The organism is Neptunomonas japonica DSM 18939, from assembly GCF_000422765.1.
In the GTDB taxonomy this organism is placed as follows: Bacteria; Pseudomonadota; Gammaproteobacteria; order Pseudomonadales; family Balneatricaceae; genus Neptunomonas; species Neptunomonas japonica.
The window spans coordinates 78980-96860 of sequence record NZ_KE383917.1; the positions used below are offsets into that span (position 1 = coordinate 78980).

Annotated in this window: 13 protein-coding genes and 4 tRNA genes; 2 read left to right on the forward strand and 15 right to left on the reverse strand. The window is 42.9% G+C overall.

Annotation, left to right across the window (positions count from 1 at the left end; genetic code table 11):
• Position 1: 1 nt before the first annotated feature.
• Together G511_RS0120845 and G511_RS0120850 are read right to left on the reverse strand one after the other, a co-directional pair.
• Complete coding sequence (locus tag G511_RS0120845; protein ID WP_028471364.1) at positions 2-1324, reverse strand: deoxyguanosinetriphosphate triphosphohydrolase; 1323 nt, start codon at positions 1322-1324, stop codon at positions 2-4.
• Between the two features lie 99 nt (positions 1325-1423).
• Complete coding sequence (locus G511_RS0120850; RefSeq protein ID WP_028471365.1) at positions 1424-3115, reverse strand: methyl-accepting chemotaxis protein; 1692 nt, start codon at positions 3113-3115, stop codon at positions 1424-1426.
• Positions 3116-3416: 301 nt separating this feature from the next.
• Between G511_RS0120850 and G511_RS0120855 the strand changes: the two genes are divergently transcribed.
• Positions 3417-3989 (forward strand): peptidylprolyl isomerase, encoded by a 573-nt coding sequence (locus G511_RS0120855; protein ID WP_028471366.1) that lies wholly within the window; start codon positions 3417-3419, stop codon positions 3987-3989.
• Between the two features lie 79 nt (positions 3990-4068).
• On the opposite strand, the gene G511_RS0120860 is transcribed toward G511_RS0120855, so the two are convergent.
• The 5 genes from G511_RS0120860 to G511_RS0120880 are packed head-to-tail and all read right to left on the reverse strand — an operon-like array spanning position 4069 to position 7623.
• The gene (locus G511_RS0120860; RefSeq protein ID WP_028471367.1) at positions 4069-4524 is read right to left on the reverse strand and encodes a YiiD C-terminal domain-containing protein; all 456 of its coding nucleotides are present in this window, start codon (positions 4522-4524) and stop codon (positions 4069-4071) included.
• The gene (locus tag G511_RS23645) at positions 4524-5087 is read right to left on the reverse strand and encodes a nitroreductase family protein (protein WP_051222316.1); all 564 of its coding nucleotides are present in this window, start codon (positions 5085-5087) and stop codon (positions 4524-4526) included. Before G511_RS23645 ends, G511_RS0120860 begins: the two co-directional genes overlap by 1 nt.
• 9 nt (positions 5088-5096) lie before the next feature.
• A complete protein-coding gene (gene queF, locus G511_RS0120870) occupies positions 5097-5921 on the reverse strand; it encodes an NADPH-dependent 7-cyano-7-deazaguanine reductase QueF (protein ID WP_028471368.1) in 825 nt (274 codons plus the stop codon).
• Positions 5921-6694, reverse strand: coding sequence for an ABC transporter permease (locus G511_RS0120875; protein WP_028471369.1), 774 nt, complete (start codon positions 6692-6694; stop codon positions 5921-5923). Before G511_RS0120875 ends, queF begins: the two co-directional genes overlap by 1 nt.
• The gene (locus G511_RS0120880; protein ID WP_028471370.1) at positions 6691-7623 is read right to left on the reverse strand and encodes an ABC transporter ATP-binding protein; all 933 of its coding nucleotides are present in this window, start codon (positions 7621-7623) and stop codon (positions 6691-6693) included. Before G511_RS0120880 ends, G511_RS0120875 begins: the two co-directional genes overlap by 4 nt.
• A gap of 283 nt (positions 7624-7906) precedes the next feature.
• On the opposite strand from G511_RS0120880, the gene G511_RS0120885 reads away from it, so the two are divergent.
• Complete coding sequence (locus G511_RS0120885; protein WP_028471371.1) at positions 7907-8302, forward strand: PA2817 family protein; 396 nt, start codon at positions 7907-7909, stop codon at positions 8300-8302.
• Positions 8303-8430: 128 nt separating this feature from the next.
• On the opposite strand, the gene G511_RS0120890 is transcribed toward G511_RS0120885, so the two are convergent.
• The 8 genes from G511_RS0120890 to G511_RS0120925 all read right to left on the reverse strand — a co-directional run bounded on the left by G511_RS0120890 (position 8431) and on the right by G511_RS0120925 (position 17881).
• On the reverse strand, positions 8431-10437 hold the full coding sequence (locus G511_RS0120890) for a diguanylate cyclase domain-containing protein (RefSeq protein WP_028471372.1): 2007 nt from the start codon (positions 10435-10437) through the stop codon (positions 8431-8433).
• An 18-nt stretch (positions 10438-10455) separates the two neighbouring features.
• Positions 10456-11646: a hypothetical protein gene (locus tag G511_RS0120895; RefSeq protein ID WP_028471373.1), complete on the reverse strand. Its 1191-nt coding sequence runs from the start codon at positions 11644-11646 to the stop codon at positions 10456-10458.
• Complete coding sequence (locus G511_RS0120900; RefSeq protein WP_028471374.1) at positions 11633-12058, reverse strand: hypothetical protein; 426 nt, start codon at positions 12056-12058, stop codon at positions 11633-11635. Before G511_RS0120900 ends, G511_RS0120895 begins: the two co-directional genes overlap by 14 nt.
• A gap of 100 nt (positions 12059-12158) precedes the next feature.
• A tRNA-Glu gene (locus tag G511_RS0120905) sits at positions 12159-12234 on the reverse strand.
• A gap of 50 nt (positions 12235-12284) precedes the next feature.
• Positions 12285-12360: transfer RNA gene (locus G511_RS0120910), tRNA-Gly, on the reverse strand.
• A 32-nt stretch (positions 12361-12392) separates the two neighbouring features.
• A tRNA-Glu gene (locus tag G511_RS0120915) sits at positions 12393-12468 on the reverse strand.
• A 74-nt stretch (positions 12469-12542) separates the two neighbouring features.
• Positions 12543-17702 (reverse strand): DUF6701 domain-containing protein, encoded by a 5160-nt coding sequence (locus G511_RS0120920; protein ID WP_028471375.1) that lies wholly within the window; start codon positions 17700-17702, stop codon positions 12543-12545.
• Positions 17703-17805: 103 nt separating this feature from the next.
• Positions 17806-17881, reverse strand: a tRNA-Gly gene (locus tag G511_RS0120925).

Sequence of the window (17881 nt, forward strand, 5' to 3'; positions counted from 1 at the left end):
CCTAACGGGATAACCCGCCTATTTGTCTAGCCAAATAAGCGGCGTAGTTGTCAGTCATGCCACTGATAAAATCCAGTGCCCTAATATAGGCATGATACAACGACCAACTTGGATCCGGGGCATGAATCCCCATTAAACTCATTATTTTTTCACTTCGGTAGCTTAAGTTATCCGCACTTCCTTTCTGGTACTGCTCATAAACAGCATAGCAAAAAGCATCTAATAGAATCCCTAAGCAACTATAGGCACCTACTTCAAGTTCAGTTTTTCTTGTATCAGGAAACACTTTATTTTTTGCGAGAGCTTTAGCAGCACTTAGCCCTTCTTTTACACCCACATCACCATCAAGTAATAGTTCTCCTTGATACTGACCTGCCATAATTTGTGCATAATTATTCTTAAAAGCATCAACCGCAGAATTAACCATATTTTCCATGGCCTTACCACGTAACGCTGAGACCTTACGCCGTGCAGATGCTTGGCTATAAAATATTCCATCTTCAAACTCTAGATCACCACACAACTGCAATAAGATAGGTTTAATCACATCAAAAGTAAGAATATTAAGTTCAATCGCATCTTCTAGATCTAGTATTGCATAACAAATATCATCAGCAGCTTCCATTAAATAAGCAAGTGGGTGGCGGCACCAACGATTTTTTCCTAAAGGCACTAGGCCTAGCTCATTGCCTAGTTTATTGAGTGTTTCACTTTCAGTTAGGTAGCAGCTGAATTTTCCTTTTCCTATTGCATGCTCCGCTGTCCAAGGATACTTAAGTAAGGTACCTAACGTAGGGTATGTTAAACGCAACCCGCCATCATAAAGATGATTCTCAATACAGGTCACCACTCTAAACCCTTGAGCATTTCCCTCAAAAGTTTCAAGATCAAGGCATTCTAACGATGATAAGGGTTGTAAGAACTCAGCACCTTTTGACTGCTTGAACCAATCCCTGATGGCATACTCACCAGCATGACCAAAAGGTGGGTTACCAATATCATGAGCCAGACAGGCAGACTGAACAATCATCCCAATATCATGAGAGCTAACCCATTCGGGCAGGTCAGGTGTCAGTAATTCACCGACTCTAATACCCAGTGTACGCCCGACACTTCCGACTTCAATCGAATGAGTTAAACGTGTATGGATGTGGTCGTTTAGTACTAGCGGGTGCACTTGGGTTTTACGCCCTAACCGTCTAAACGCACTGGAGAACACCACACGGTCGTGGTCTTTATGAAAGTGACTACGCCCTACCTCAGGAGAAGCTATCGACTCATGACCATAACGCTTTACTGTTAGTAGTTTATCCCAGCGCATCATTTCATTATTCCCTGTCTGTAGCTATCAAAGGCTTATATTGACATAAAAAAACCGATAGCGTGAAGTCACGCTATCGGCATCGTCTCTCTTAAATAAAATTTATACTTTAAACTGGTTTACAATTCTCATTAAGCGCTGCTCCAATGCAGACATCTCTTTGGTTGTTGCTGATAGGGCATCGGCATTACTAGCTGAGTGTTCTGCAATATCTGCAACTTGCTGGACATTTTGGCTAATTTCATCTGCAACTGCCGTTTGCTCCTCAGCAGCACTGGCAATCTGAGTATTCATCTGAGTGATAGTGCTGACCGAACCCGTTATAACCGTTAACGACCCGCTGGCTTGCGCTGCTCTTTCTACCGTTGCAATACTCTGGGCTTTACTGGTATCCATCACGCCAACAGCTTCTCTTGCTCCTGTTTGCAAACGCTCAATCATACTTTGAATTTCTTGTGTGCTCTGCTGAGTTCGGTTTGCTAACGTTCGAACTTCATCAGCAACAACAGAGAAACCACGCCCATATTCACCAGCACGAGCAGCTTCAATGGCGGCATTTAACGCAAGTAGATTAGTTTGCCCTGCTATCTCTTTAATAACATTCACAACAGTACCGATTTTGTCGGCATCAACATCTAGCTGGCCAATAACATCCGATGCTTTATTCACATCATCTGATAAAGCCTGAATAGCAACGATGGTGTCCTCAACTATTGTTTGCCCACTCTGAGTTTCATTGTCCGCTTCTTGCGCAGCGGAAGCGGCACCAACAGCATTTCCAGCCACTTCTTGTGCAGCAGCGGCCATCTGATGTACTGCAGCCGCAGCTTGTGCCGTTTCATGTCTCTGCTTTTGAACATCAGTATGTGTTTTAGTAACTACATTATTCATTTGCACTGTCGATTTTGAAAGGTCCGCTATCCCGCCTTTTAAATCAACCACCAAGCCTTGAATTTTATCTGCAAAATCATTGAAGCCCTGCGAAACCTGCCCTACTTCATCATTAGACAGAACTTTCAAACGACGAGTTAAATCTCCCTCGCCTTGGCTAATATCAGTCAGTGCTTCAGCAGTATCACGTAACGGCTGAGTGACCTTACCCGCAATATACAAAGCAATAAACACAAAGAAAATGAGTAACACGATACCTGTTCCGGCAATAAACACTTGGGTTTTTGCCATATTAGAATCAATACTTTGCTGAGCCTCTGCTACAGCATCATCAATATCATCTATATAAAAACCCGTTCCTAGCATCCAACCAAATTTCGAGATGCCTAATGCATAACTAAGTTTTTCAACATCCATGTTTTTCGAAGGCTTGCTCCAAAAGTAAGTAACATAGCCACCACCTTGCTTAGCCTTATCAATTAACTCTCTAATAATATAGACACCATTGGGGTCTGTAAGCCCCATGAGATTTTTTCCCTCCAATGAAGGCTTAGGCCTCATAGCGATGGCTGTACCTGAGTAGTCATACACAAATACATAGCCATCATTTTTCTTCCCATAAGTGATTGATCTAAGTATTTCTGCTGCTTTTTTCTTGGCCTCAACATCGTTTGGGCCAGAAGCTTTATCAGTAATGGGCTTAACCGCTGTGTATGCCATATCCATATAAGCTTTGGCCGTTTCTTGCTTTGCTTGCATCATGGTTGAGCGAATCGCAGCGACTTCATGCACACCCATCTCTTCTAGTTTTACTTTTACCACTAGCATGACGACGAGAATGGCCACAACCAGTGGGATAATCGTTAGCAATAGCATTTTATGTTTGAGCTTTAATGCACTCATAGTAGTAAGCCTCAACTCGCATTGTTATTTTAATTAAGATTGTAATAATCACACAAAGACATAAATGCTCTAATAACCAAGATGTAGGAGCAGGCTATCTAAAAACACCCCTATACCAGACCTTTGTTTAATACGTAAGTCGTGCTTTCACAATTCTTATCAATAGTTTAGTCAACAATACATAAAACACATAAAACAGATTAGACTTTATAGTGACTAAGATCATATCCTTACTATTCGGCACCACTTATTTATTTTAGACTGGCTTTTTTATTCATATCTAAAAGGACAGATTGACGCCATGCTTACTCAGCTCAATAAGTTACTCTTAATTACTTTTATCTTTCTATTCAGCCATTTTGCCTACGCTCAAGACACAACGACCAACCCTAGGGTTGCACTTGAAACAACAGCTGGCAGCATTATGATAGAGCTATTCTCAAACGAAGCGCCTGTGACGGTAGAAAACTTCTTGCGCTATATTGATGAAGGCCTATATGTCGATACGCAGTTTCATAGAGTGATCAGCGGATTTATGATTCAAGGAGGAGGGTTCACTAAGGACCTGAAAAAAAAGCAAAACCATGAGCCAATAAAGAATGAATCATCAAACGGGTTAAGTAATAAACGCGGTACCATTGCCATGGCTAGAACTCAAGATCCTGACAGTGCAACCAACCAATTTTTTATCAATTTAGTCGATAACCTCAATCTTAATCAGGTTGGAAATCGTGCAGGATATACAGTTTTCGGTGAAGTAAGCCAGGGTATAGAAGTGATAGACAAGATAGGAAAAGTTAAAACAACCACACGCTCACGTTACCGCAACGTACCTGTTGACCCTATATTGATTTTAAGCGCTAAGCGCCTTTAGCTCTTCCCTGTTACATATAAGTATTGATGTACGTATTGATCACCTTTGTCAAAAAAACTAGGTGATCAATAGCCACCTGTTAGTTACGAATAACGGCGACATAATTGCCTTTCATGCTTAACGCAGTAACCCCATCCTGAACAATAAACACCTCAAGCGCTAGACGGGCTCGCCCTTTTTCCTTTAAACGCGATAGGAAGCTATCAAGCTCAAGTACAGATGGAGTATCTACTTGTGCATGAAAATCACCTGTAACCGGGGCAAGGTAGCGCATTTCACAATCGCGAATCATGACATCACAATCCAACGTTTGCTCTTTCAACAATAATGTTGTTAGGCACCACCCAGAAATTGTTGCTAATGTGGCTAACGATCCTCCAAAGCCTGTTCCTTTATCGTTAACATTTGGCGCTAACTCTGCCGGCAAAATTAGCTGCTTGCCTTCATACGTCAGCTGGCCTAACCCCATATGGTTTAACAAGGGTATTTGCGTTTTAAGCCATTCAAGAAATCCTTCCGAATGTTGAATAGGCATTAGCTATTTCCATTCCAAGTAGAGAAGACATGCCCTACATTATCTTGGCTAACTTCACGCATTCTTTTTGCTGTCCCTAGGTAAAGAAAACCTATGACTTGCTCATGAGCCTGCAACCCCAACCCCGCCTTTACAACAGGATCAAAAGCCATTTCACCGGTTCTCCACATAGCGCCCAAGCCCTGAGCATAAGCGGCTAATATCAAACTATGAGCAGCGCATCCAGCTGTTATCACCTGCTCAACTTCGGGAACTTTAAGGTGCTGCTGTATATTAGCTATCGCCACTACAATCATTGGAGCACGCATTGGCTTTTTTTGAAGCTTAGCCGCTTTGTCCTCTGCAAGATCATTTCCTTTAGTGCGTATAGCTTTAACAAAAAGCTCACCCAAATTGTTTCTAGCATCACCTTCAATTATCAAAAACCGCCATGGTTGAAGCCCAGCATGGTCCGGTGCTCTTAGTGCTGCATTAAACATCACATTTAACTGCTCCTTAGAAGGAGCAGGTTCAAACAATACCGGCGCAGATACTCGGTTATGCAACAGTTCAATAGCGTCCATATTCGTTCCTTATTGACGACTTAATCTAAGGTTGAGAGGTTTAACAGGCTCACTACTACGCACAGGATTAATGTCTAACCCACCACGACGCACATACCTAGCGTAAACCGTTAACGACTCAGGCTGACAACGCTGCCAAATATCCATAAAGATATTTTCAACGCATTGCTCATGAAAATCACCGTGCTCACGATAAGAAATAAAGTACTTCAGTAGTCCTTCCCGATCAATTTCTAAACCCGTATATTGCACTTGAATAGATGCCCAGTCCGGTTGCCCTGTTACAGGACAATTTGACTTAAGCAGATGACTATACAACGCTTGTGTTACCTTGTTTTTACCAACACTCAACAAATGTGGCGCCGGCTGGTAATCATCAACCGTAATATCCAACTCATCCAGACACTCCCCTTCAAAGCAGCTTAAGCCTGGCATTTGATCGGGATGATACAGCTCTACCCTTACAGCACCACCAGTCGATGCTGATAAATCCTTTTGCATCTGGTTTATAACACTGTCATCACTATCAAATCGGCTCAAATTGAAGGAGTTCAAATACAATTTGAATGATTTTGACTCAACAATACTTTGAGAGTCCGCCGGGATAAAAAAGCTCGCTACCCTAACAACGGGCTTCCCTTTGGGGTTCAGCCAAGAAACTTCATAACCATTCCATATATCCTCACCCACAAATGGCAACGAAGCTCTCTCAATTCCTCGATTTTTCCAGTTCAAATCGCGTTGAATGGGAAACAAAAGGTCTGGTGTATATTCGTTAATATAAACAGTACCATTGCCTAACGGCGACTGATCAAGAATATCTTGCTCACTCATTATTGACGAATCCCCTTACCCATATTCAATAGCTTTAACGCCACCAAAAATAACGCCACATTAAATAGAACTATGACCGCAAACGCGAAACCAACATTAATATCACTGACGCCTAGGATTCCGTAACGAAACGTATTAACCATATATAAAATAGGGTTTAATTGAGAAACGCCCTGCCAAAATTCAGGCAGTAACTGTATCGAATAAAACACCCCTCCTAGATAAGTTAGCGGCGTTAATATGAAAGTAGGAATAATTGAAATATCATCAAATGAGTTAGCAAAAACCGCATTGATAAAGCCACCCAATGAAAACAAAATAGATGTCATTAGCACCGTCGCTATAGTCACACCAAAACTATGAATCTGTAACTTGGTGAAGAATAGAGACAGTAACGTAACAATAAAGCCAACGGCAAGACCTCGTGCAACGCCACCGAGTACATAACCCGATAAAATCACCCAATTAGGGGTAGGTGACACCAATAGCTCTTCAATGTTTCTCTGAAACTTAGTACTGAAAAATGAAGAAACCACATTCCCGTATGAATTGGTAATTACCGACATCATAATTAATCCGGGAACGATAAACTCCATATAATTGAAGCCTCCCATTTCACCTATCCGACTACCAATCAAGTTCCCAAAGATAATAAAATACAAGGTCATTGTGATCGCTGGCGGAAGCAAGGTCTGCGCCCAAATACGTGTGAAACGTCTGATCTCTTTTCTAACAATAGTGCTAAAAGCAATCCATAACTCTTGATGACTCATGCGTCTTTCTTCTCTAGATTTTTTTCAACCATGGAAACAAATAACTCTTCCAGACGATTCGATTTATTACGCATACTCGTCACCTCTATATTTTGGTTTTTTAGCTGCGCAAATAAGCCGTTCAAACCTTGCCCTTTATTGACTTGCACAACCAATGTATGAGGGTCCTCAAGGCGGACTGAATAGCCGTCAATAACAACACTTTCTGCTTGATCAGGCTGTACATCCAAAATAAAAGTTTCTGTACTTAGCTGCTGAAGAAGCGATTTGATAGACGTATTATGAATAATTGACCCATGATCAATAATCGCTATATTCCGGCATAAGCTTTCAGCCTCTTCCAGATAATGCGTTGTCAAAATAATGGTCGTTCCAGCCTCGTTTATTTCCTGCAAGAATGCCCACATGGAACGGCGCAACTCAATATCAACGCCTGCGGTAGGCTCATCCAAGATTAGCAGTTTGGGCTCATGTACAAGCGCACGAGCAATCATCAAACGTCTCTTCATACCACCAGAAAGCATCTGAGCACGGCTGTCGCGCTTATCCCATAAGCCAAGTTTCTTTAGATAAAATTCAGCACGTTGTTTTGCAAGCTCAACCGGAATACCATAGTACCCAGCTTGAGTACGCACAATATCACCCACTTTTTCAAACATGTTAAAATTAAATTCTTGTGGCACCACACCTAAACTACGCTTAGCTGCAGCCTTATCTTTCTCAAGATCAAACCCAAAAATTTCAACCTGCCCACTGGTTTTATTGACTAAAGACGAAACGATACCCAGCGTTGTCGACTTGCCTGCGCCATTAGGCCCAAGCAATGCAAAAAAATCACCTTGTTGAACATCAAATGAAATTCCTTTAAGAGCTTCAAAGCCATTACCATAGACTTTACGCAAATCTTTAATTGATAGCGCTATTGTCATTTTTCATTATCCTAGTTATTAAATCAGCACGGGAGGGTAAATAAGATACTTTCAGCATATTTGATATTATATCAGGTAAAAACAGCAGTTTGAAAAACGCAACAGAGTTATCCCAAGTGTAAAATAGTTATCTCTCTCACCTCTACCTCCCCACTAAAACAAACACCTAATTATATATTGCAACTCCTACCCTAGCCTAACTATACAAGGTAGCGAAATACTACCTCTAGCTGATTAACCTCTCTCTCGCTACAATGTCTCCCTGAATTTACCGGAGACACAAATGACACCGTATCAATTTCATCATCTTAACTTCCTGAAAATTGCTTATAACAACTTCATTAAGCAAGAGCCATTCACGCTCGAAAACATCTCTAAAGAAGATGAGCAGTTCATACTGGATTTTCAGCAACTCGTTAAAGACTTTGAAGAGGGTTCTGAAGAGGTATACACCAACGGTGAAGCGGCTCTTGAGCGGGCCTTCAGAATGTACCCTGAAATAGCACACTTGATCGCTCGTGATTTACTGTGGTACTTCGGTGGAAGCTGTCTTCACAACATGCCGGATCATGAGATTGAGAGCTTCCAACGTCTTGATGAACTTCGTTTTGAAGCACAAGAGAAAGGTGAAGAGTTCGACTATCTCAATAAGAGAGCAAGTGTGTTCGGCCAGAACTAATAACGTTTTGGCAAAGACCTGTCCAGATTTCAAGCAAAAAATGGGAGTCGCTTTACTCCCTTTCTCAGCCGTTTTTTATACTACAACTTCAAACGAAGTGCTTCTGCCCTCTGTATTATCAGTACACACTAATGAGAAGCCAATGAATGCTCTTCTACAGAGTACTCAAAGTTATTTAACCCTTCTTCCTTTGATAAGTACATTGCCATTTCTGCACTTTGAACCAACTCAGCAACATCACTAGACTGGTTTGGAAAAATACTAATACCAATATTAATACTCACCTTAAAATGACAACCATTAGTGAAGAAGGGCTCCTCAAAAGCCGTTATGATTTTCTTAGCAACACTCGCAGCATTGCCCTTAGTTTTAATGTTATTCAGAATGATCATAAACAGATCATCACCAAAGCGAGCAACCAGGTCATCACCACGCAGGCAACTAGAAACACGTTTAGCAACAACAGAAAACAACGTTACATTACCATCAGCAGGATCCATCAAGAAATGACTATCCGTGAGTTTTTTCACTTCACAACACATAACAGCTAATGAACTTTCATTTTCCAAACTGCTTGCCATCATCTCAGGCAACAGCTGCAAGAAAAGATGCTTATTAGCCACCTCAGTCACCGGGTCGTGAAAGGCTAACCAAGCCAGTCGCTCTTCAGCTTTTTTATTCGAAGTGATATCAATACCAATAGAGAGGATGACGGGGTGATCCAAGTTGCTTTCCATATTCGTATGTATCCAATATAAATAGCGAGTTTCTCCTTTAATATCCAGGCACCTTGCTTCAAAACAAACTAAATTTTCACGTCCGATGTAAAGCTTATTAATATCATCTAACGCCGTTTTATTATGATCTCCAACCAAGAAAGAATCAGAAAACATTTGCTCTGGACAATCTTTAAACTCACCGAACAGTTGCTTGGCAAGCTCATTCACCGTTAGCACTCGCCCATCCATACACTGAGTTAACACAACACTATTAGCGTTACCCATCAAATTTGCGATAATATCTTTTTCAAAAAGCTGGGGGGATATTACTTGTAGTTCATGATTGCTTAAAGAAGTGTACTCTTCATTTCTGACAATACACTGGCGTATTTGGTCGATCTCATCAGTAAAAGCAGTCTTAGTAAGTACATTCTGAGTATTGAGCAAAGACCTTGACGGTGCTTGCTTCAATATTAGTTTTAAACGCTTAATAACACATCCAACCAACACGCCAATCAGCAAAATCAGCATCATACTCGCAACAATCATTCCTGCTTTATACTTAAATTGGATTTCTTTTAAGCGATTCACATTCTGTGTTTTGTCAGCGATGAGTACCCACACGGTTTCATCGGACTCAATACTATCAGGCACAGTAAAAAAGACGTCATAACTATGGCCAAACGCACGTACCGAGTACAGGGTATCCTGTACAAATTTAGGCTCCGTCTGGCTTAACAAATTTAACAGTTGGATGTTTTGGTTTTTTTGTGTCATTTGAGTAAAAAGTAATGGCCAATGGGTAACTGCAGATTCACTTTCTTTAATCTTTTTAGCAATACCGATGTCTACACCGGTTAACTGCTTAAAATCTAAAACGGTTCCCTGTATAACCCGTCCGACGACAAGTACACCACTGACATGGCCATTACTTAACAAAGGTATCGCAATATAATGCGAGCACTGCTCAAGACAAACCAAATCCCGAACAGGATATTCCTGAGCAATCGCTTTTTTCACTATAAAATCAAAAGAGGAGGTAGCTACACCCCACGTCATAATTAACTCACCCTCTGGGCTAAACAACACAGCGCTGTCTAATACCCCCTGGGCTTCTAATTGTGCAAAATCATAATCAAATACTATCTGCACATATTGGTTTTGATCTGAACCAGACGTTTGCGTTAGTGCCGTAATGGTTTGTGCGACTTCTAATAACTTATGGTAGGAGGTAGTCAATGATCCATTCAGTGCTTTAAGGTTTGCGGCATGGGACTCGCTACGCGTTGCTTCATATTGGAGTAATAGCTGTTGATTAATGTAGCCATAAAGCAGCACATTAATCACAACAACTAAGAATACTAACGGAACGAGTATTTTCCAACGCAGGCTCACAAAAGCAGGTCGCACAATCATCCTTGCTTAACTCCTTTCTTAAAAACGATAAGCCGCCTGCAAAAGATAAAGATTCCAGTCTTTTTCGAGCTTACTAGCATCCAAGTTATCCTGTATCGCCAACCAACCCGTGCCCTTAATACTATGCCATTCAGCACGAAAACTCATATTAGACGAGGCCTGCCACCCAATGCCTAACGAATAGTCTTTTGCCCACTGAGCATAAGCGGGACGGCCTGAACGCTGCTCAGCTTTGAAACCGTTGCGGTCATTTTTATTAAGAAAGAACACATCATAACGCAGCATCAAATCCCAATTTTTAGCGAAGCGATACTCTGTTTGTAAATAATAAGATTTCGAGGTGCTTTTTCCATTTCTTTCAAAAGCACCACCCAAGTCACTTCTATCTACGCGTAAAAGCATATATTCCGCAGTAAAGGATAAACTTTCGGTATTATATTGCCCACCCAAAATAGCAACATCAATACTACCCCCCCCTTCTTCAAGCCCCAACTCACCCAATACTCCAGGGTGATAGACCAAATCAAACTGACCTAGAGTAATACCCACTAGCCACGCATCAGCGCTATCTACGAGTGAAACACGTGACAGGATTCCGAGATCATCTTCAAATTTTCCAGAAAAATCTGTTCGAAAGTAAGCATACTCAGTATTAACGCTCCCTCTTGGCCTACCTATAAGAACATCTATATCCAATCGCATATCTGCAACAGGAAAGTTACCATAGAGCACCATTCCATCAGCTGAAAGCTGTAGCTCTCTTGTGGTATTAAAATATATTGATTGGGGCAAGGCGATAGATGGTCTTGTAAAAGCAACATCCCGTGTTTCATTATAAAAACCATAAGGCAATTTAACCCTGCCAATACGTACGCCATATTCACGAGAAACATCGGAAGATAAGCCAAAGTCAGCCAACAAATAATCAAACTGTAACTCGCCATCGTCCACGGCCCCAAATTTTCGAGACATCACTTGGCCTGCAAGATGTAACTGGCTTGTAGCACGCCATGTTGCATTAACAGCAAACTCTCGAAAATCAGAACTTACTTTCTCGCTACTCTTTCCAGCAAAGTTATTACTGTCCGAGAGTGACAGCCCCTGAGTCAGAAAGCCACCCCAATACCAATCAGACAAACCCTCTTGTGCCAACGCATTACAGGAGATAAATAAGAAACCCCATAAAGATAACCATCTACTGTACTTCAATGATCTTTACTCCTTTCAACAAAGGCAAGCTATTGTCATCCATGTAACCCACAGCGCCTTCGGAACTTTGAACACGTAAAAGCATTTCCTGAGGTGAAGAAACCAGTATTGGAGGAAAGCCAGCGCCACTGAAAACAGAACGATCCCAGATCATCCGCAACTGATACGGAAACATACCGAGATTAGATTTTACGAAGGATCGATGAAGTGGGTGCTTATCTGTTAACACAAAAACACGTATTGGCTTTTGGTCAGGCCAACGAGAGGAACGCATAGAAAAAACCGACCGCAATCCTTGCGAAGAGATACTACTAATAGCGACACCTGGGTGCGCGATAACGATACCTGCTTGCGATACCTGCGGTAGCGCCAGTAACATTATAGCCAGGTGTTTTCGTAAATTGCGCGTCACTACGGTCCCTCGTAAGGCGACAAAGCAGATAAAAATCCCATATAAGCGACTGATTATATACGAAAAATAGAAAAAATGTGAGCGTTTCAAGAAGAAAAAATGGCGTCCCATAGGGGGTTCGAACCCCTGTTACCGCCGTGAAAGGGCGGTGTCCTAGACCACTAGACGAATGGGACATATCATAAGTACTTTTTAGAAAAAGCACTTTTAAAGCTTACTGTAAATATGGAGCGGGAAACGAGATTCGAACTCGCGACCCCGACCTTGGCAAGGTCGTGCTCTACCAACTGAGCTATTCCCGCAACATTATTTTAGCCAATTATCAGCCAAAATATGGCGTCCCATAGGGGGTTCGAACCCCTGTTACCGCCGTGAAAGGGCGGTGTCCTAGACCACTAGACGAATGGGACTTCTTCTTAAAGGCAGTACCCTTTAAAGAGGCGCAAATCTTAGTGATTCCAAGGACCTATGTCAAGGATAAATATCACCATTGTCGCTGAAATATTACTTTATCATTACTACGGAACTGCCCGAAGACAATATTCGCAGAAGGCTCCTCTTCAAAGCTGCCATCACCATCCCAATCAAATTTAAAGTAAGGAGCCGCCGCTAAGTCAACGGACACATTCACAACCCCCGTATTACCCGCACCCGGAGCACTCATCATAGCGCCAGCATCGCCTTTATCCACTCTAAAAGTAGTCACCGGAGTCGCCGCAAATGCATAGCTAGGCGCTGTAAGCCCAGACGCTATTAACGAGCCTTCAACGTCAGCATAAGTTACGTCAGACTCTAACCAAGCACTACAGCTATCATCTGTATTGGTTATAAAGTTAGCTCCATCATAGTACTCAGCAAGCCAAGGAAAAGCCAAAGACTCAGTTTCAGGCCCATACGCATCCACTACATTAAGACGACCAAGACGCATCTCCTTAGCGGAAATATTTTCTATACTAAAACCACTACAGACCTCTTCCAACAAGTCACCATCACCATCAGAATCAATGCGGTAACACGCGCCATCCGCGTCAGTAAAATCAGCCACAGTAAAAGACAGATCCACAAGCCCCTCAAACGGCGCCTCTAGCGCAACACGGTCATACAGAATCGAATCACCACCTAGAGTATTAGTAGCCTCTCCATCATAATCATCTTCAGAACCGCTCCACGTATCTGCAGATAAATCAATATCTTCCACTAATGCTGCTGATACAGCCATACTCACATCTGCATAAGAGCGCCCTGACCGCTTCTCAGACAACTTCCAAAGATCTTTACCATAGTTTTTAATAGCCCCTCCTGCTGCATTGAAAGCACTCACAGCAACCTCTGGCGCTGCGGCATAATCAACCTCTTCATTCATATAAGAGAACGTACCTGAGGAACAATGCGTATCCCATTCTGGAGTATTGGCTACCACCTTAAAATACCCCGGAATAAAGCGCCCTACTGGCGTACTAGCTTGCCCCAAGCTATGCCCATAATAATTAGTATCTCGGGCATACAAATTAATCACCCCTACTTCCGAATAACGAGCATCTTCATCTTTAAAAACACCATCACTAAAGTCGGCCGAAATATTTAGCCAACCCAAAGAATCGTTTACAGATAAGCTCCCTGCAGTAACCGTCATCACACCACTAGAGCCACCTTCAGATAAAGTGGGTATACGCAAAGCAGAACCCAGCTCTGTATTTGATGGCTGATAATTAGGCGTCACATCACCATTTGCACACTGCCCAGACACACGTACAGTAAAGGGCCTTGCAGCAGACCACACAGCCCCACCAGAAACACCCGTATTATTCAGCGTCTCAGGAGACGCCAGCCCATTGTCCGCCACTAAAGACAGCCCTGCAGGATATGCAACAAATGTATCCGCCCCATATAAGGTTTTACCATCAACGGTAAGCTCAGCATTTAACTCCACTTCACCCGCATCAGAATACTGGACAGTCATCTCAGCCTCTCCCTGAGCATTAAAGCTCATTGAGACTGGCGTCCCGGGGGCAGTAGACGCCAACGAATAATCACCACCGCCCTCTGTACTCAAAAGCACAGATTTAGTACCTGTCGCTGGGGCCACATAACGACTATAAAAGTTAACGTTTTGATCACCCGCAACCGCACTTTCACAACTAGCCGAACTATCAGATTTTTTCACTGCACGTACAACAACCCCCCCTGAAGATTGGCATGACTGCGTATCCGGAATAGAAAATACCAAACCTGTATCCGATACTGACAAGTTTTTATCTTCAGCATGGGATGCATCGCCTTTATCAGAAGAAACACCATCCGTTACATTAAAATTCAGCACCTCAGGGTCTGAAATCAAATCCGGATAAGAGAAACGCAGCGTCACACTCGTTTCACCATTATCGGGAAACTGATAAGTCGCCTGCCCACCGCCTGAATTGCTTAGTACTCCTGATCCAACAACAACGGACAACCACTCACCTTTTCCTGTCGAGGTCGATATTTGCAATGACGCATCTTTAGCATCAACAGCCGTATCTGTATTATCATGAGCAGTAAAGGTAATCTCTTCTGCCAAACAGCTAACCATCGACTCATCATGCGTAATCGCATAATGATCTACTGCCACCGGCTCAGTACAGTTACAAGGGCGCAAAGCTCCGTCATAGCTCCTACCTGCAGCTTCATTAGCAACCATACTTTCAATTTCAAAAGCCGTTAGGTCAACATCAAAAATTTTCACTTCATCAACGTCACCATCAAAAAATCTGGCAGCAACATTGTGATCCTGGCCAATCTGCAGGGCATTACTATTTGTTTTCAACAGCCCCGCATGGGTTTGACGGGCTGTTTCTTGCCCATCGATATACATAACCTGAAGCCCATCTTTGTAAGTAACAGCAACATGATGCCACTGCCCCAAATTAATAGTACTTCCAGATGTAAAGCTACGTGTCACATTATTGGAGTCCTGCCACCACCAATACACTTGGCGACTGCTATTAATGTGTACTTCATAATTACTATCTTTTGATATAAAGGTCTTTAATTCAGTCGGTGTACTGCTCAGACGAATCCAGGCCATCGCTGTCATTGCGGCTGGCAAACCAACCAAATTTGAGTCAGCTAGGTTGATGTAATCATCCTCACTATCAAACTGAGCTAAACCGCATACTTGCCCATCAATGGTAGAGAGCACGCCATTAACCGCATAAGCATCTAAACCATTAGGGCCGCTATCCACAACATCTTGCCCACCAGACCAATTACAACTATCGAATCGATAATTAACGACAGGAGAAGGCAACTCACAACGCCGCTCCGTACCGTCATAGTTTTTACCGGCTAGTTGGTTATCATATAAAGTAGAAACCTGCGCGTAATTTAGCTTAGAGGAAAAGATCATAGGCTCATCTACCAGCCCTTCCCAGTCCTGGGAAGAATCAAAACGCCCTCCCAGAGCATCTTGCTCCTGACCGATTATCAGCCCATTAGCATCTACATCAATAACACCCGTATAAGATGAGCTTTGACAGCCTTGAGCCACACCATCGCGATACAAACAATGCTGCCCTGCACTACGTGTCCACACATAATGATGCCATTGATCATCGTTTATAGGTGACAGTGAATATGACGCTACTATTGAATCCCTAAAATATAATTGCAGACTGCTTGTACTAGAGAAAAACATCAGCACACCATTTGTATGCGTACTAGATGCTGCAGAAAAAATAGCTTGAGCTCCACTACGCGCAGAGTCCAGCTTGCCCCAAACAGAGATAGAAAAGTCATTTGAATTATCAAGAGCCGCATTATCCAACGATAAATAGTCACTAATACCATCACGACTAAGATCTGCTGCACGACACACAACACCATCACTACTCGTTGCCATGGACTGACTAGCCACCCCATGAAACGAGTTAGCACTATAATCTTTTATTTCACCAGGCTCCGCTTCCCAAATGGCCTCATCAAGATGCCAATCAGCATTAGGCAGCGGGAGAGTCCCGTCAGGCGGAAGAGGAGGGTCCGGACAGATCCTTGAAGTACCGTCCCAATTACTTCCCGCCAATTGGTTGGTATAAATTGAACGCACACTCAGCGCAGAAAGCTCACCACCAAAAACCATAAGCTCATCAACCAAGCCCTCCCAATCTTGATAAGCAGCAAACCCACCACCGACAGAGTCCTGTTCTTGACCAACAATCAAACCATTAGAAGATACTGATATAGCCCCCGTATAGGTGTCAGTCTGACACCCCTTACTAACACCATCCATAAACAGACAGTGCTTTCCTTCACTGCGCGTCCACACATAATGATGCCAAAGATCATCATTAATGGCCGGTAATGAGTATGTTGCTACTATTGCGTTTCGAAAATATAATTGCAGAGAGCTTACGCTGTTGAAATACATCAACACACCGTTTATATGCGAGCTAGAGGCTGCAGCAAAAAGAGCTTGAGCTCCACCACGTGTAGAATCTAACTTCCCCCAAACAGAGATTGAAAAGTCATCAAGACCGTTAAGCGCAGAACCGTTTAATGACACATAATCACTAACACCATCTTCACGCAAGTCTGCTGCACTACAAACAACACCATCGGTAGAATTTGTTATCGGCTTACCTGCTGTTCCGTGATAGCCATTATCACCAGAATCCAACACCTCATCAGCCACCGCAGCCCAAGAGTATTCATCAAAATACCATGCGGCTTGCACTTCAGGCTCACAGGCGGGCTGGTAACGAATATTAATATCATCAATATACATACCAACCACAGCTCTGTTACCTGATGCCAAAAAGCGGATTTTTGTATTGCTACTTGCGTAAGCGGAAATATCAAAAGAAGCGGATACAACCGATGTATTACTCCTATCGATATAGTAGCTTTGTAAATTGGTCCAACTACTGCCGCCGTTATTAGAAACCGAGAGCACTACAGTCTGATTACCTTGATTAACCCCTCTACGATAGACAAATGATAGAGTGGCACTGGTAGCACCACTTAAATCAGCCTCTCGATAAACACCAAGGTCACTGAAGGTTTGTGCACGACTGCCGGATGGAACACCTAAACGCAGGCAGTTCCCGCTACTACATAAATCACTACGCACTCTGGCAATACCTGCACTAACACCATCAGATTCGCCGATTTCAACCCAGCTCCCCGCCCAATTAGCACTACCACTACTTTGGCTGTAAGAGACACGAGGAAAACTATCACCTACGCTTTGTGCTGCACAACTACTGGTCGCTGCTGACCACGTTGCTGAAAAACCACTATCAGTAACAGAACTATCACTTGTAAAACGAACTAGCATAGCCCCAGAATTAGCAGTATAGGTCCCTGCGGCTGAGCCACTTAAGCGCGCTATCTGAGGTGAGGATGCACTGGTACCGTCATATAAATAGACATAGTCGTAACCGCTCTCAAGCGCAAAGCCTGAAAACGTAAGTGTTACGCTAGAAGCCCCTGAAGGTTGAATCAAAAAAGTGCAATCTTCTCGGCTCGAATACTGACCACTACTACCTCCCGAATCAAACAAACTGCCCGACGCTGCTGACGTAGAAACCGAAGAACACATGTTTTCAGCATTGGCGTGTAACGAGAAAAAAACAAAAAAACTGAGGAGGCCCCAAATGAGACTTTTCATGAACTGCACACTTACTCCATTTTTGATACCAAAAAGGTAAAACATCGACGCTAATAGTCGAATCTCAAAGATGTGAATAAGTATAGATGAAGGATATGATTTTTGGAGCGGGAAACGAGATTCGAACTCGCGACCCCGACCTTGGCAAGGTCGTGCTCTACCAACTGAGCTATTCCCGC